Source organism: [Borrelia] turdi (assembly GCF_030439285.2).
Lineage (GTDB): Bacteria > Spirochaetota > Spirochaetia > Borreliales > Borreliaceae > Borreliella > Borreliella turdi.
In genome coordinates, this window is record NZ_CP124018.1 from 579,305 (window position 1) to 595,340 (window position 16,036).

General features: G+C 27.7%; 13 protein-coding genes and 1 tRNA gene. 11 read left to right on the forward strand and 3 right to left on the reverse strand.

Annotation, left to right across the window (positions count from 1 at the left end):
- Nucleotides 1-28 precede the first annotated feature (28 nt).
- The 3 genes from QIA31_RS03360 to QIA31_RS03370 are packed head-to-tail and all read left to right on the forward strand — an operon-like array spanning nucleotide 29 to nucleotide 3,377.
- Complete coding sequence (locus QIA31_RS03360; protein ID WP_301394247.1) at nucleotides 29-1,186, forward strand: CheB methylesterase domain-containing protein; 1,158 nt, start codon at nucleotides 29-31, stop codon at nucleotides 1,184-1,186.
- 2 nt (nucleotides 1,187-1,188) lie between these two features.
- Nucleotides 1,189-2,961 carry a BB0569 family chemotaxis protein gene (locus QIA31_RS03365; protein WP_301394248.1) on the forward strand — a complete coding sequence of 591 codons (1,773 nt, stop codon included), beginning with the start codon at nucleotides 1,189-1,191 and terminating at the stop codon, nucleotides 2,959-2,961.
- Between the two features lie 41 nt (nucleotides 2,962-3,002).
- The gene (locus QIA31_RS03370; protein WP_002557158.1) at nucleotides 3,003-3,377 is read left to right on the forward strand and encodes a response regulator; all 375 of its coding nucleotides are present in this window, start codon (nucleotides 3,003-3,005) and stop codon (nucleotides 3,375-3,377) included.
- A 195-nt stretch (nucleotides 3,378-3,572) separates the two neighbouring features.
- Here the strand turns inward: QIA31_RS03370 and QIA31_RS03375 are convergent.
- Together QIA31_RS03375 and pyrH are read right to left on the reverse strand one after the other, a co-directional pair.
- A tRNA-Leu gene (locus QIA31_RS03375) sits at nucleotides 3,573-3,656 on the reverse strand.
- 8 nt (nucleotides 3,657-3,664) lie between these two features.
- Nucleotides 3,665-4,354 carry a UMP kinase gene (gene pyrH, locus QIA31_RS03380; RefSeq protein ID WP_301394249.1) on the reverse strand — a complete coding sequence of 230 codons (690 nt, stop codon included), beginning with the start codon at nucleotides 4,352-4,354 and terminating at the stop codon, nucleotides 3,665-3,667.
- A 199-nt stretch (nucleotides 4,355-4,553) separates the two neighbouring features.
- On the opposite strand from pyrH, the gene QIA31_RS03385 reads away from it, so the two are divergent.
- From QIA31_RS03385 to pyrG, 4 genes are all read left to right on the forward strand, one after another.
- Nucleotides 4,554-5,630, forward strand: coding sequence for a glycosyltransferase family 2 protein (locus QIA31_RS03385; RefSeq protein WP_301385719.1), 1,077 nt, complete (start codon nucleotides 4,554-4,556; stop codon nucleotides 5,628-5,630).
- A 69-nt stretch (nucleotides 5,631-5,699) separates the two neighbouring features.
- Nucleotides 5,700-6,524: an ATP-binding cassette domain-containing protein gene (locus tag QIA31_RS03390; RefSeq protein WP_301394250.1), complete on the forward strand. Its 825-nt coding sequence runs from the start codon at nucleotides 5,700-5,702 to the stop codon at nucleotides 6,522-6,524.
- Complete coding sequence (locus QIA31_RS03395; protein WP_301394251.1) at nucleotides 6,512-7,363, forward strand: hypothetical protein; 852 nt, start codon at nucleotides 6,512-6,514, stop codon at nucleotides 7,361-7,363. The genes QIA31_RS03390 and QIA31_RS03395 overlap by 13 nt, the downstream gene beginning before the upstream one ends.
- Before the next feature lie 166 nt (nucleotides 7,364-7,529).
- Nucleotides 7,530-9,131: a glutamine hydrolyzing CTP synthase gene (gene pyrG / locus QIA31_RS03400; RefSeq protein WP_301394252.1), complete on the forward strand. Its 1,602-nt coding sequence runs from the start codon at nucleotides 7,530-7,532 to the stop codon at nucleotides 9,129-9,131.
- Between the two features lie 16 nt (nucleotides 9,132-9,147).
- On the opposite strand, the gene QIA31_RS03405 is transcribed toward pyrG, so the two are convergent.
- A complete protein-coding gene (locus QIA31_RS03405; RefSeq protein ID WP_301394253.1) occupies nucleotides 9,148-9,672 on the reverse strand; it encodes a DUF1761 family protein in 525 nt (174 codons plus the stop codon).
- Nucleotides 9,673-9,873: 201 nt separating this feature from the next.
- On the opposite strand from QIA31_RS03405, the gene QIA31_RS03410 reads away from it, so the two are divergent.
- From QIA31_RS03410 to QIA31_RS03425, 4 genes are all read left to right on the forward strand, one after another.
- Entirely contained in the window at nucleotides 9,874-10,464 is a 591-nt protein-coding gene (locus QIA31_RS03410; RefSeq protein ID WP_301394254.1) for a hypothetical protein, read from the forward strand.
- A gap of 235 nt (nucleotides 10,465-10,699) precedes the next feature.
- A complete protein-coding gene (locus tag QIA31_RS03415; RefSeq protein ID WP_301394255.1) occupies nucleotides 10,700-11,872 on the forward strand; it encodes a methyl-accepting chemotaxis protein in 1,173 nt (390 codons plus the stop codon).
- An 87-nt stretch (nucleotides 11,873-11,959) separates the two neighbouring features.
- On the forward strand, nucleotides 11,960-15,445 hold the full coding sequence (dnaE, locus tag QIA31_RS03420; RefSeq protein WP_301394256.1) for a DNA polymerase III subunit alpha: 3,486 nt from the start codon (nucleotides 11,960-11,962) through the stop codon (nucleotides 15,443-15,445).
- A gap of 35 nt (nucleotides 15,446-15,480) precedes the next feature.
- The gene (locus tag QIA31_RS03425; RefSeq protein WP_151060494.1) at nucleotides 15,481-16,035 is read left to right on the forward strand and encodes a YggT family protein; all 555 of its coding nucleotides are present in this window, start codon (nucleotides 15,481-15,483) and stop codon (nucleotides 16,033-16,035) included.
- Nucleotide 16,036 lies beyond the last annotated feature (1 nt).

Sequence of the window (16,036 nt, forward strand, 5' to 3'; positions counted from 1 at the left end):
AAAGGTAAAAAAATATTAAAATATAACAATGAAGATATTAGTAATTGATATTCAAGGCCTTATAAAGCAGGTTTTTATTAGGGCTTTTTCTAAAGATAATGATGTTGAGATATTAAATGCTGGTTTTAATTCTTTGAATCTTATTAATGTATTTTTACAAAAGTTTCCAGATTTAGTTATTATTGATGAGAATACGGCAAGATCTAATTTTGGAAATTCTTTGAACAATGTTCTTAATAATATATCTCTTCCGGTTGTATTTATTGCGCAAAATGAAATGTTGCCAAATTTTGGATGTCTTGAGCAAAGTAAAGAAAAAGTTAAATTAATAATAAATAAGCTTAATTTCAAGCTTACAGTTGATTTATTTCGTAGCAAGTATTTGGCTTTAATAAAGCTGGAGTTAAAAAATCTAGGAAAAAATAAATTAATATCTTCTTATGAAGTTAAAAGGATTCATGCACCTGATTTTTCTAATCGTTCTAAAGCAGAATTGAGAGAAAATAGTTTAAATGATTCAAGTATAAGAAAAAGCTATAGAGCTTCTGATGTTATTAATTTTGCTCCTAAAAATGATCCGGATGTTGTTATTAAGTATCAAGGTCTTCTTAATAAGTACAAAACTGGTAAAATTATCGTTGTAGGCTCTTCAACAGGTGGTACAGAGGCGTTAAGAATTTTTTTAAGCTCTTTTAAAAAAGACTCCCCTCCAATTATTGTTGTTCAGCATATGCCGGGAGGATTTACAAGATCTTTTGCAAAAAACTTAAACAATGAGTTTGATATTGATATTAAAGAAGCCGAAGATGGAGACATTCTTCGTCCGGGTCTTGTAATAATTGCTAATGGAAGTTATCATTTGATTGTAAAATATGGTAGTGGGAATTATTTTGTAAATTTATTAGATGGACCTCTTGTTAGTAGACATAAGCCTTCTGTAAATGTACTTTTTAGGTCTGCCGCAATGTATGCAGGTTCTAATGCTATTGGAGTTATCCTTACGGGTATGGGAGATGATGGTGCTATTTGTATGCTTGAAATGAAACAAAATGGTGCTTATACTATTGCCCAAGATCAAGAGACTTCTGTTGTTTTTGGTATGCCAATGGAAGCTATAAAAATAGGGGCTGTAGACAAAATCCTTCCTTTAAGCAAAATAGCTGATCATGTTTTGAGGAGATCTTAGTAATGTATAACGACAGTAATGATTTTTTTGCCAATGATTATTTGGTGACCCTATTTTATAAACTTGAAGTTTTTGATGAGAATGCAAGGCATATTTATTCAAGTTTAAGCAAATCAATTCCTAAATTAATAGAAAAAATTTCTAAAGACTCGAAGGATTTATCTTTTAGTATTGACTTAATTTCTAATCTTGATCTTGACAATGATACTTCTTTGAATAATTTTATATCTAAAATTATAGGAGCATTAGATGATTTTGTTGCTTATTTTAATTCTTCAACAACTTCTCTTGAATCGCAATTTAGTATAATACAGAGCAAAGTTAAAGATATAGAAATACTCGAAGATGTGATTGAGAGGATGAAAAAAAGCTCTCTTGATATGGAAATAATGTCTATTAATACGTTAACAGTTGCCATGAGAGCTGGTAAGGCTGGCGGAGCTTTTTCTTATATTACTAGTGAAATTAAAGTTTTAACTCAATCTATGATCAAACAGGCAGATCAACTTACTAGCAAGGGGCGCGAAGTTAAAATTGGTCTAGATAGAGCTAAAAATCAAGTATATGAAAGCAATACGGCTGAAAATAAAATTCTTGAAGAATTTAGAGATAATTTAATGAAAAAAATAGATGCCTTTTCAGATGGAATAGGAAGTGTTATTGCTCTTTATGATGATATTTTAAAAGTTTTATTGGAATTTAAGTTTAAACTTGTAAATTCTATTTCTTATCTTCAGTTCCAAGACAGGCTAACTCAATCTTTGCAACATTTAAATATTATGTATTCTAATATTGATGTTTTTAAATTTAGAGATATAAGTGAGATTCAAAAATTAAAAATTTTATCAGTTTTTACTGATACATCAAAAGTTATAGTAAAAGATGTTCTTGAAAAGCTTGAAAAAAATTATACTGCTTTTGAAAAATTTATTGATACCTCTTTTAGTTCTATTCAAGCTATTAATGATTTAAGGTCTGATAATTCTTTATACATAGATATTCCTAAGATAATAGAACAATTTTCTAGCATTTTGTCTGATCTGCTTAGAAGAATTGATGATGTTGAGAAGAATAATTCTAATTTTTTGAATTTATATTATGAACAGGTTAAGCTTATAAAATCATTAGAGTTAATGTTTTCAAATATTTCAGCTATTTCTGCAAGGTTTCAAAATATTAATATAGCGTCAAAGATAGAAGTTGTCAAAAGATCAGAACTTAAAGCTATGGAAGGGAATATTTCAGAAATGTCGAAAATTATCAAAGAAATTGATTCTAATATCACCAAGGGAATAGAATTTTTAGATCAAATAATCTTTTTTCTTGAAAAAGTTGTTAAGGATTATGATAATAGATTCTATCTTGAAAAAAATTATTTTAATAAATTTAAAAAATTATTTATGGAAATTAAAAATGATATTTTTGATATTAAAAACGTAGCTATTGATAATATTTTGTCTTATGAAGTTTTTTCAATTGAATTTATGGAAATATTTGAAGAAATAAAATTAGAAGTCTACAATGTTAGGAATTTAAAAAATTCTCTTTTGGATATAGATAACTTTTTAAGCAATATGGAAAGTAAAATAAATTTTAATCTTAATTTAGAATTATCTAAAGCCGGAATTCAATCTGTTGAAATTGAAGATAAAGAATTTGTTAATAGAATTGCTAATAGATTTACTTTATTTGTTCATAAAAAGCACTTATTATCTTTAATAGAGGAAGCTAAAGATGTTCATTCTTTTGATGAAGGTAGTGTAATTTTGTTTTAATTTTTATATACTTTTTTGGGAGGGCTTTAGGAGAAAATTAGATGAAAAAAAGAATTTTGGTTATTGATGACAATAGGGCAATAAGGCAAAGTGTTGCTTATATTTTAGAACAAAATGGGTTTGGAGTCTCAGAAGCAAAGGATGGTTTAGAAGGGGTTTTAAAGTTTAAAGAAGCAGTTGGACAAGGAGATAAAGATTTTGACCTTGTTATTACAGATATTAACATGCCTAATTTAGATGGTATTGGTGTTATTAAGCAGATAAGAGAATTTGGCAGCTTTGTTCCCATACTAGTTCTTACTACTGAATCTGAGCAATCTAAGGTTGATGAGGGGCGTAAAGCAGGTGCTACTGGTTGGCTTGTTAAGCCTTTTAATCCTGAGGCTTTAATGAAAACAATCTCAAAGATATTTTAAGTTTTTATTTACAATTAATTTGTAGACTTTAAAGTTTTATTATATATTAAAATGATTTTTAATATGTTATTTTAATATAAAGATAGCATATTGAAGAAGGTATTTATATTGTAATAATACTAAATTTTACTTAAAAGGATCAATTATTGTATATTAATGCTCGGCAATTTTTAAGTTTTTAAAAAAGCAATAGATTACCGGTAGTCGGAGTCGAACCGACACGAAGTTGCCCTCATCAGATTTTGAGTCTGACGCGTCTACCAATTCCGCCATACCGGTATTAACTTTTATTTTACTATAACAGTACCAAAAAAATCATTATTTTTGTTAAAAACTTTTTCTAAGTTTTTAATATTATTTCCATTTACTATGTAAAGGGTAAGTCCAAGTTTTGAAGAGAGCTTTGTTGCTATTGGATCAAAAGGTAAATTTGAGCCTGGATTCCACTTTTGACCCACAATATTTTGTAATTGTTTCCAATTTAATTTTTTAAAAGCTGTTGCGTTTTTAAATTTTTTTGGATCTTTATCATAAACTTGACTTACGTTTGTTATATTTATGATATCTTTTTTCTTAAATTTTTCTGCAAATTTTACGGCAATGTAATCTGTTGAAAATCCCGATTTCCAGCCAGAAGCAATTAGTATTTTCCCTTTAAAAGAAAAATTTTTTAAAGGATTAGTTACAATTTTGTCTTTACAAAGGGGATTCATTACTTTACATAGAAATTCTGCATTCAACTTTGTTGACATTATTCCGATCTCATCAAGTTCACGAACTTTAAAATCGGGATTGATTTTTTTATAGGCGTCTTGGTATTCTCTTGCAACTTTCCCTCCACCAACTATTAAAATGATTTTTCTTTTTTCATTTTCTAGTAACCATTTGAAAACAAAGTTTTTAAAGTTTTTAATAAATTCTATGTTGATTTGATTTGAATTTATTACTCCTCCTCCAAGACTTATTATTTCAAGCATTCAAGCTCCTTATTTAGGTTAATATTTTTTAAATTTTTACTTTTAACAATATAACAATTTCTGCTAAACTTTTCATTAAAAATAAGTTTAAAACAATACAAACTTGTTAATTATATATTACAATTTAATTGTTATGCAAAAAATTAAAAGAATTTATTGGTAAGTTTTTTAGTTTTGGTTTTACTTAGCAGTTTTTATTTTGGAGGATATTGTGCATAAGTATAAAGTTTCTGTTATTATTTGTTTTTTTAATTCGGCTGAAACTCTTGATGCAATGATAAAGGATGCTGTTAATCAAACATTAAAAGATAAAGAAATTATATTAATTAATGATGGTTCTTATGATAATAGTTTAGAGATAGCAGAAAAATATGCTGATAAGTATAGCTTTATTAAAATTTTTAGTCAAAAAAATATGGGGCTTCCTGCTTCTAGGGATAGGGGACTTTCTGAGGCTCAAGGGGAATATGTTATTTATTGGGATAGTGATGATTCTGTAGAGAGTACTATGCTTGAAGTTTTATATAATAGGGCAAAGGCAGACAATTCTGATATTGTGTGCTCGCAATTTTATATTTATTTTCTTGCAATAAATGTAAAAAGAAAATCTCTGCTTCCTTTTCCCAATTATCCATTAACAGGTAAGGAAGCATTTAAAAATTTGCTTTTTACTGTCTATGCAACTTTTGGAAAGAAGAATTTTGTTGTTGGAACGTTATGGGATAAATTAATTAGACGAGAATTAATCTTAAAAAATAATATTCGTCAGCAAAATGTAGTATTTGAAGATATAGTTTTTGTTATGCAAATTTTTTTAAAAGCCTCTAAGGTTTCTTTTGTAAATAATTATTTTTATACTAATTTCCAAAGAATGGGAAGTATGAGCTCTTCTATTAGTGTTTTACATAAAGCTAAATTATCTCTTAATATAATAGAAACTTTGTTAAAAAAAGAAGGTGTTTTTAACGAATATCAACATTTATATAAAAGATTTTTCTTGCAATTTTACTATTTTATTTCTTTTAAGCAGGTTTATATTATTGGTTGGAATATTTCAGATAAACTTGTTTATAGGGCTTACAAAGAAAAGCTTATTTCTGTTCTTGATGAGATTAAGGGATTGTCTGAATTTCAAGATTATTATGAATATTTAAAAAATTTTAGATTTAACGAAATTCAAATTTTGCCTAGGATTATGCTAAAAATTTGGAATTTTAGTTCAAAACTTTATGTAAATTTTTCTATATTTATTTATAAGTTGTTTATAAAAAATTGAATTTATAGTTTTTAGGGGGAAGTAATTAATTTTTTTATATTTTGATCTTTAATATTAAAGGGAGTATTTATGGCTATTGAAGTTGTTAATGTAAGCTTTTCCTATAAGGGAAAAGAAGTTTACTCGAATTTAAATTTAAACATCAAGACCCCCCAAGCTTATTTGCTTCTTGGCAAAAATGGAATTGGAAAAACAACTTTGCTTAAACTTATAAGTGGGCTTTTAGAGCCACTAAAAGGAAAGATTTTATTCAACTCTTTAGCAGCTTTTCCAAGAGATCCTTTGAATTTAGTAAATTTATTTTTTGTTCCTGAAGAATTTTCACTTCCTAGATTGTCTTTGGCTGAATATAGCAAAGCTTTATCTAGATTTTATCCAAATTTTAATAATTCGGATTTTGAAAAATATTTATTAGATTTTAATCTGGATATTTCTCTTGATTTGTCTTCAGCCTCTTTTGGACAAAAGAAAAAAAGTATTATTGCATTTTCTCTAGCCACAAATGTTTCTTGTTTATTATTTGACGAGCCAACAAATAGTCTTGATATTGTTTCAAAAAATGCTTTTAGAAATGTGCTTTCTAATTTAAATGATAGAGTCATTTTTATCACAGGTCACAATGTAAGGGATTTGACAGGAATTATAGATTATTTAATTATTGTTGGAGAAAAGTCAATTCTTTTTTCTAATTCAGTATCTTATATTAATAAAAATTATAAGATTAAAATTATCAGCGAACTTAATGGTAATGAATTATATTATGAGAAAAATAAAGATGGGTTTAAAGCGCTTTATTTTGAGAGCAGCAATGGAGCTGAGATTGTTGATATTGAATTTTTCTTTTTATATGTTACTGAAAATAAAAGTAGGGGCAATAAAAGATGTTTAGCTTGAAAAGATTTTTAAATTTATTTCATTTTGATTTTTTTTATAATAAAAAATTCTATATTTTATTGATAGTTAAAATTTTAGGAATGATATTTATATCTTATTTGCTTGTTAGATTTTATTTTAATTTTGCAGCAACTGATTTTTTAAGATTTTTTGTTCCTAAGATTATGGTTTTAGCCTTGATTATATCAATGTTTGCTATGTGCGATTACTACAAAGTAATTCACGATCCGTTTAGAAATATTCTTTATTTATCTTTGCCTGTTTCAACTTTTGAACGTTATTTTTTCAACTTAATTAAATATCTATTTGCGCTGCCTTTGATTTTAATATTTTTTTATTATTTTGGGCTTAATATTTTTTTATTTCTAGATGGTGCATTTTTTGCAAGAGAAGAGAATGCTGTCTTTTTAGAATTAAGGTATCTTTCTGATTTTTTCTTTTTTAGGTATTTTAATTTTTTATCTATTTTTCCAATCTTCATGTTTTTTAGAATGTCTTTTAAGACACATCCTTTTGTTAAGGTTTTAATATTTTTTTTAGGAACTATTGTTTTACTGCTTTCTTTTATGTCTTTTCTTTATTTGGTTTTTAAATATTCACCATGTTCTTTAGATTTAATTTTTTCTTTTGATAGATTTTTAGGTGATTTTTTTTTAAAAATAGTTTATAGTTCGGCATTTTTTTTATATTTAGCTTCATATTTTAAAATAGTAGAGTTTGGAAGTATTAGAAAAAAGAGCAATTTGTTTGCTATTTTAGGATTTTTAATTTTTTTAGCAATGTTTAATTATTACTATTTAACTAAAGGCTCATTATATTGCTTTGTTAAGTATGATTAAAATGGTTAAAAAAAGATTTAAAATAAGGGCTTAAAAATAGCTTTTTGGCTTGAGTATTAATAATTTTTATTTTAGCAAGTAAGTATGTTTTATATTTTATTTATGTGTTCTTTTTAAGTGAAAGCTTAATTGATTTGAAATTTAAAGGTTTAATTTTGGGGTATACATGAAAAAAAACTTAAAGATTTTAGTAATAACAGGAGGCGTGATCTCTGGGATTGGCAAAGGAGTTACATCGGCAAGTATTGCAAGGTTGTTTAGATATGATTTTAAGGTTACTCCCATTAAATGTGATGGATATTTAAATACTGATCCTGGGACTATTAATCCTGTTGAGCATGGAGAAGTTTTTGTACTTGATGATGGAGGAGAGGTTGATATGGACTTTGGCCATTATGAGAGGTTTTTAAATCTTAATGCGAAGTCTAGCTGGAACATTACAATGGGCAAAATATACAAAAAGATACTTGAAAATGAGCGAAAGGGTAAATATTTGGGAAGAACGGTTCAGCTTATTCCTCATGTTACTGATGAGATCAAGTCTACAATTTTTCAGATTGCAAGTTCTGAAAATAGCGAGATGTTGATAATTGAAATTGGTGGAACTGTAGGGGATATGGAAAATATTTTATTTATTGAAACAGTAAGGCAAATAAGGCATGAGATTGGAAGTTGCAATATTTCTTTTATTCATTTAACTTATGTGCCAAGTCCGGTCGGAATTAATGAGCAAAAATCTAAACCTACTCAACAGAGTGTTAAAACTTTAAATAAAGCAGGCATTTTTCCGGATCTGATTATTGCTAGAAGTTCTCAAGTATTAACAGATCAAATCAGAAAAAAAGTAGCAATGTTTTGTAATGTTGAGAGCGCTTGTATTATTGATAATGTTGATGTTTCTAGTATTTATGAAATTCCTATATCTTTTTACAAACAAGGTGTACATGAGATTTTAAGTTCTAAGTTGAATATTAAGGTTGATCCAAAAATAGAAGAGCTTTCAAAGCTTGTAGGAGTTATAAAATCTAATTTTTTTGTGCCTAAAAAAATTATTAATATTGCTATTTGTGGTAAATATGCTGAACTTGATGATTCTTATGCGTCAATTAGAGAGTCTTTGGTCCATGTTGGAGCTAATTTAGATTTACTTATTAAAAGTGCCCTAATTGATTCCAATGATTTAAATGAAGCTTGTTTAAAGCAGTTTGATGGCATTATTGTTCCTGGCGGTTTTGGAGGGAAAGGATATGAAGGTAAAATTATTGCTATTAAATATGCTAGGGAGAATAATATTCCATTTCTTGGAATTTGTCTTGGCTTGCAGCTTGCTGTAATAGAATTTGCTCGCAATGTTTGTGGAATACTTGATGCTGATACGGAGGAAAATTTAGCAAAAGATAAACCCTTAAAAAGCCCTGTTATTCATTTACTTCCCGATCAAAAGGGAATTAAAGATAAGGGTGCTACAATGAGGCTTGGAGGGTATCCTGTAATTCTTAAAAAGAATACAATAGCGTTTAAGCTTTATGGTCAAGACAGGATAATTGAAAGATTTAGACATAGGTATGAAGTTAATAATGATTATATAGATTTATTTGAAAAGAATGGACTTATAGTATCTGGATTTTCAAGCGATTTTAAAATAGCAAAATTAATAGAAATTCCCAAAAATAAATTTTTTATAGCTTGTCAATTTCATCCAGAACTTATTACAAGAATAGAAAATCCAGCCAAGCTTTTTTTAGGGTTAATTAAAGCTTGTATTTGATTGTCTGTTTATTTACTTAGTGAGTAGGTAGGTTTTCAAAATTGATGTTTGTAGTGTTTTCAAATTGTAATATTTTGTAGCTTAAAAATAATTTAGAGAATGTGGTTAGTAATAATATTATTAAAAGGTCAAAAAAAGCATTAGCTATTGTTAAATTGAATGGCATTTTTTCATAGATTATATCGTTTATTACCTTAGGTAGGCTAAATGCAAGCCAAGTTATGCTAGATATTAGTATTGCAGACAATATATTATAATTTAAGTCTGTCAAGCTTTCAAGAGAGTTGTTAGTTAGGGTTATTAAATTGTTGAATAAATTGATAAGAGCGTTGATTAAAAAACTTTGTAGTAAATGATTGAAAGCTAAAACCATAATAACAATTATTTTGTATTGATTGTTTTGAGTAGTTAATATATTGACATTGCCGATTATTTTTTTTAATAATACTTTTCGGTATATTATTTCTAATAATATTTTAAATAAAGTTATACTGAATATTAATATTAAATTAATATTTGAAAACATAAATTTGATTAACATAATTTCTCCCTTCATTTTAGCTAATGATTTAATTATAATTAGTATATAATCAGATGTTTTGATTTTTTATTATACTTGTATTTTATTATACTTGTATTTTATTATACTTGTATTTTATTATACTTGTATTTTATTATACTTGTATTTTATTATACTTGTACAATAGTTTTAATTTTTGGCAATTTTTATTAGGAGGATTGGATGAAAGAAGAAGACATTAGAAAGACAATTTTAATGAAAAGACTAGTTAAATATTTTTTCGATGAGCTTAAATATAGAATGAAGATTCCTTGTCTTAGGATCAATAACAAAGAAATGAGTACTAAGTACATACTTCTCAATCTTTTTAGGAAAATTGCAAATCTTTCTTTTAATAAGCAATATGAGATAGAAGAGCAGTTTGCTCTTGAGGTTGGAGAGAGAGTTGTTCTTACGGATGCTGTTTTGATTAAAAGAATTGACCATGAAAGATGTGTTATTGTTGGCATTATTGAAGCAAAAACTGATCAAGTTGATCTTGATTATGAATTTAATAGATTTTTTCTTCAAGAGAAAAAAAACAATGTTCTTTTTTGGCAGCCCAAAAAAGTTATTCTTAAGCAGGATGATAAATTATTGACAACAGGATCAGACGATATTTTTAATTTTGATAATGATTTTAACCTGCCAAAAGTTAAGGTTAAATTAGAGGAGTTTATTAATATTTTCTTATGTTTTTTTTCTTACAGAGATGCTCTTTTTGAGTATAATGAGGTTAGTGGGCGTTACTCTTGGATAAAAAGAAGTAAATAAAATTTAATATTGGTTGTAAATTTAATTAAATGGGGAGAATGATTTGTATCTTTAGATGGTTTTATGGTTTAAGGTGAGACTTAAGCTTATCTCAAAGTGTTAATTTTTACTATTTAAATGTAAAAACATTTTTTGCTTATTGAAGTATTTAATTTGATATTAAAGTTGGAATAATGTGTCAAATTAAGTACTTGTTGCTCTATTCAAAAAAAAAAAAATATGGTAGAATCCCTTTATGAAAAAATTTTCGTTTTTAAAGAAAAAGAAAGAAAAAGCTTTTGATTCAAGACTTTTAAATATTGTCGATAATGACAAAAAAGATTTGAGTATGTATGAATATAAAGCCCCTGTTAAGGAAATGCTAAAGGGATTTTATCATACTAAAGCTTCCATTGCTACTTTAAAAGTAGGATTTGAGTCATTACAAAGAATTTTGTTTTCTGGAATAGAAGATTTTGATAATATATTTTCTGTTCTTGTTAAGATGACAAATAATGCCCGTGATCAGATAGGCCTTATTTTTAGTGATCTTGATAAAAATAATAAGGAAAAGCTAAATCAAATATCTTCTGTTATTATTGGAATTCAAGGAAGCTTAGAAACAATAAGTAGTTTTCTGGGTGCTACCAATATGATTTCTCTTAATGCAAAGCTTGAAGCTGCAAGAGCTAAAGAATATGGTAAAGGATTTTCTGTTGTTGCAGATGAGATTAAGCGACTTTCTGATCAGGCAAAAGGTGTTATGAATATGATTTCTGTAAAGGAAATTGAGGAGGTTTCTAAAGATTTAATTTCTCATAACCTTAAGGATTTGCAGATTGATATTGATAAGTTCTTTGCTGAGATTCTTGAACAGCTTAATTATCTTGAGGGTATATTCAAGCGCTTTTCAAGAAGTCAAGAGGAATTTTCTTCATTGATTGAAAATCTTGAGAGCATAGATGCTAGTATGGTTTATTATTCAAAAAACTGTGATTCTTTGATTAGTTCTGATACTTTTGTGCTTTCTAATGATGAATTTTTAAAAGAGCTAGAATTTATTATCTCAGAGCAGTTTTCTTGGATGAATAACTTGAGATTAATTGTTGAAGGGCAAAGGGCAGTATTCGTTCAAGCGGATGCTTCCAAGCATGGGTTTGGATTGTTTTATAAAGGATTGTCCCCCAAAAATGAGGCTGTTAAACAGTTGTGGGAAGAAGTATATATCCCTTATTTAAATATTAATAAGTTTGCAGCTGAAATTTTAATTATATTTAGGGTGGAGAATTGTAATGATAGTAGTTTAAGGCAAGCTAAAGATTTTTTGTCTCAAGCTGAGAGTTTATCCGAAGAAATTGTCAGAAAATTTGAGCACATTAAAAAAATGGTAATTGAATTAGATAATCAAGGAATTAATATTTTTTCTTGATTGTTTTAATAAAGGTTGTTGGAATAATTTAGATTAGAGATTTAAAATTATTGTGGCCTTTTAAATTTTTATTTATTTGGCTATGGTTTGTTAAAAATCAAGTTTTATTTTGATAGAATAATTTTAGGTATGAGTTTTAGGGCTAAGTTTATTCATCTCCATGTTCATTCAGATTATTCTCTTTTAGATGGAGCTGCAAAAATATCAGATATTATATCAAAAGCAAAAAAATGCAATATGTCTCATATTGCATTAACAGATCATGGGAATCTTTTTGGAGCTATTAAATTTTATAAAGAAGCTAAAAAAGCAGGAATTAAGCCAATAATTGGCATTGAAGCTTATATGGCAAAAACTTCTAAGTTTTTAAAAAAACACGACGATCTTGGAAAAATGTCTTATCATTTAATTTTGCTTGCCAAGAATGAGCTGGGTTATAAAAACCTATTAAAGTTAACAAGTATTTCTTATCTTGAAGGGTTTTATTATCGCCCAAGAATAGATAAAGAGGATCTTGAAAAATATTCAGAAGGATTGATTTGTACTTCAGCTTGCATTGGAGGACTCATTCCAAGGCTTATTTTGGCTAATAGATTTGAAGATGCCAAAAATGAAATTCTTTGGTTTAAAAAAGTTTTTGGTAATGATTTTTATCTTGAACTTCAAAGGCATGGCATTAAAGCTCAAGACATTGTGAATGAAAGGTTGGTTGAGTATTCTAGGGAACTTGGAGTTCCTTTAACAGTAGCTAATGATTCTCATTATGTTAATAGAGAAGATGCAGTTGCTCAAGACATCATTGTTTGCATTGGCACTGGCTCTAAGAAAAGCGATGAGAATAGATTGAAAATGGAGACCAATGAATTTTATATTAAATCTCAAGAGGAAATGTGTGAACTTTTTAATGATTTGCCTGAAGCTTTAGAAAATACTGTAAGGATTGCAGAAAAGTGTGATGATTTTAAAATAACTTTTCCAGGGCCTATTTTGCCTGATTATCAAATTCCTATTGAATTTAATACTCTTGGTGAATATTTAGAATATCTCACCCTTGAAGGTTTAAAGTTTAGATATAAAACTTTGACAAGCAAAATAAAAGATAGAGCTTTTTATGAATTGAGCGTGATAATTAGAATGGGGTTTGAAGGCTATTTTTTGATTGTTTGGGATTTTATTAAATTTGCTCATGATAACGATATTCCTGTTGGAGCTGGGCGTGGTTCTGGTGCTGGTTCAATTGTAGCTTATGCTCTTAGAATTACTGATATTGATCCTTTAAAGTATAATTTGCTTTTTGAGAGATTTTTAAATCCTGAGCGTATTTCTATGCCCGATTTTGATATTGATTTTTGTTTTGAAGGCAGAGATGAGATTATAAAATATGTTACCAATAAATATGGAGAAGATAAGGTAGCTCAAATAATTACTTTTGGAACCTTGAAGCCTAAAGCTGTAGTTAAAGACGTAGCTAGAGTTTTAGATATTCCATTTGCCGAATCGAATGAACTTACCAAGTTTATTCCTGATGGGCCTAAAGTTTCTTTAAAAGAGGTTTTAGATGACAATTCTTTAAAAGAATATTTTACTAGCAAGCCTGTTTATAAAGAATTAATGGATGCTGCATTGGTTCTTGAAGGAATGAATAGGCATGCTTCAACTCATGCTGCAGGAATTGTAATTTCTAAAACCCCTTTAACCGATTATGTGCCTCTTTATAAGGATTATAAGCAAGGTTCTGTTTCTACTCAATATACAATGGATTTGCTTGAAGAATGTGGACTTGTTAAAATGGATTTTCTTGGTTTGAAAACATTAACTTTAATAAAAAATGCAGAAAATCTTATTAGAAGTGTAAATCCCGATTTTAAAATAAAAAATATTCCAGATAATGATGTTAATACTTTTAAGATGCTAGGAGAGGGGAAAAGTGCTTCTGTTTTTCAATTTGAATCTGAGGGAATGCAGCAAATTCTAAAAGACGCAAAGCCTGATAATATTGAAGATTTAATAGCCTTAAATGCTCTTTATAGGCCGGGTCCTATGCAATTTATTCCCCAATTTATTGCTGCTAAAAAAGGTACTAAAAGAATTAAGTATCCTCATCCAGATTTAAAGGAGGTTTTAAAACCAACTTATGGAGTTATTGTTTATCAAGAACAAGTAATGGAAGTTGCAAAAATAATTGGAGGGTTTTCTCTTGGCAAGGCCGATATTTTAAGACGTGCTATGGGCAAAAAGAAAGAAGACGAGATGGATGAGATGAAGGTCGACTTTTTAAGAGGTGCTGTTGAGAAAGGGTATGACAAAGAAATTGCTAGTGAAATTTTTGAACTTTTAAAGCCTTTTTCAGGGTATGGATTTAATAAATCGCATGCAGCAGCGTATTCTTTAATAGCGTATCAAACCGCGTATCTTAAGGCTAATTATCCTGAGTATTTTATGGCTGCCAACTTAACAAATGAAATCAATAATAATGATAAACTTTCTTATTACATTGAGGAATCAAAAGCTATAGGTATAAACGTTCTCAAGCCCGATATAAATCAATCATTTAGAGAATTTCGTGTAACTGACTCTGGAATTTCTTATGGACTTAATGGGATTAAAAATCTTGGAGGAATTGTTGTTGATTTAATAATTGACGAAAGAGAAAAAAACGGCAAATATAGTTCTTTTGAGGATTTTATCAGACGTGTAGATAATAAAGTAATTAATAAGAAATTTTTAGAATCTGCAATAAAATCTGGACTTTTTGATAGTTTGGATCAAAATAGAAAAACTTTGTTTGAAAATCTTGATCGCTTGGTTGATGTTGTTTTAGAAGATAAAAATAATAAAAAGCTTGGTCAGAATAGTTTATTTGATGTTCTTGAAAGTCAAGATCCAATTCAGCAAAATTTTAATTATCAGGTTTTCAAAGAATATTCTTATTCTGAGCTTTTAGGATTTGAAAAAGAACTTTTAGGATTTTATGTGTCGGGTCATCCTCTTGATCCTTATAAAAAGGCAATTAATAGTTTTTCTAGTTTAAATGTTTTAAAAGATCTTGCTGCAAAAAAAGATAGCATTGTCCAATTTTCTGGTATTTTAAATTCAGTAAAAGTTATTCAAACCAAAAGAAATAATGCAAAAATGGCTTTTGGAGTTATTGAAGATTTTAAAGGTGCAATAGATATTGTAGTTTTTACAGAAAGTTATGAGAAATATAAGAATTTTTTACTTGAAGGTAATGTTATTGGGGTTATAGGTAGGCTTACGTTTAACAGAGATAAATTTTCGATTGTAGTTGAAAAAGTTGTAAGTATTGAGAAATTCTCTGAAGATAAAGTAAATAATATTCATATTAAATTTTTAAATAATAAATTAAATGACTTGCAATTACTTAATTCTTTAAAAGAGAGTATAAGTAATTTTGAGGATAATTCTGGATTTTCAAATGTTTACTTTTATTTAAGGGAGAATGGTAAGGATTTAAAATTAAAAATGAATTCAATTTTAAATTTTGAGCCAGATGAAGATAAGCTTGATAAGTTGAGAAAGTGTATGATAGTTGAAGATGTTTGGGTTGACTAGGAGGTTCTGTGTTAGTTGTTTTAATAGAAACTTTAATGGTATTTTTGCAAATTTATAGGATTTTAATTTTAATTAGGATTATCCTTAGCTGGCTTGTGTCTTCAGGAATTAGTACTAATGCGTTTTTCAGATTTATACATATTGTAACAGAGCCATTTTTATCTTTTTTCAGAAGAATTCCTTTTTTTACATTTGGTATGTTTGATTTTTCTCCAATTGCAGCTTTAATAACTCTAACTATTTTTGAAAGAATGTTAGCTTATGGGAATTATAAGCTTTCTACATTTATTATTTTATTTATTGTTGAAGTTTGGGGAATATTTAGAAGCATTTTTATTGCTACAGTTTTCTTTTTATTATTGAGATTGTTATTATTGCTTTTAAATTTGTTTCAAGGTTCAGACTTTTTAAAAACAGTCGATTCATTTTTACTTCCTTTATCCACTAGGATAAGTGGTGTAGTCACCGACAAACATATGTCTTATATTTCTCGTTTAATTGTTGGTAGCGCTTTAATAATAGCATTTATCATCATTATTGAACAAGTTGTATTTGCTATTGTATCTTTAGAAAGATATTTACCTTTTTAAG

Excerpts from the sequence above, each read along its gene's own strand:
- QIA31_RS03405 (WP_301394253.1), bottom strand. The coding sequence starts at position 9,672 with ATGTTAATCAAATTTATGTTTTCAAATATTAATTTAATATTAATATTC.
- QIA31_RS03410 (WP_301394254.1), top strand. The coding sequence starts at position 9,874 with ATGAAAGAAGAAGACATTAGAAAGACAATTTTAATGAAAAGACTAGTT.
- pyrH (WP_301394249.1), bottom strand. The coding sequence starts at position 4,354 with ATGCTTGAAATAATAAGTCTTGGAGGAGGAGTAATAAATTCAAATCAA.
- pyrG (WP_301394252.1), top strand. The coding sequence starts at position 7,530 with ATGAAAAAAAACTTAAAGATTTTAGTAATAACAGGAGGCGTGATCTCT.
- QIA31_RS03425 (WP_151060494.1), top strand. The coding sequence starts at position 15,481 with ATGGTATTTTTGCAAATTTATAGGATTTTAATTTTAATTAGGATTATC.
- QIA31_RS03365 (WP_301394248.1), top strand. The coding sequence starts at position 1,189 with ATGTATAACGACAGTAATGATTTTTTTGCCAATGATTATTTGGTGACC.
- QIA31_RS03390 (WP_301394250.1), top strand. The coding sequence starts at position 5,700 with ATGGCTATTGAAGTTGTTAATGTAAGCTTTTCCTATAAGGGAAAAGAA.
- QIA31_RS03370 (WP_002557158.1), top strand. The coding sequence starts at position 3,003 with ATGAAAAAAAGAATTTTGGTTATTGATGACAATAGGGCAATAAGGCAA.
- QIA31_RS03395 (WP_301394251.1), top strand. The coding sequence starts at position 6,512 with ATGTTTAGCTTGAAAAGATTTTTAAATTTATTTCATTTTGATTTTTTT.
- QIA31_RS03360 (WP_301394247.1), top strand. The coding sequence starts at position 29 with ATGAAGATATTAGTAATTGATATTCAAGGCCTTATAAAGCAGGTTTTT.
- QIA31_RS03415 (WP_301394255.1), top strand. The coding sequence starts at position 10,700 with ATGAAAAAATTTTCGTTTTTAAAGAAAAAGAAAGAAAAAGCTTTTGAT.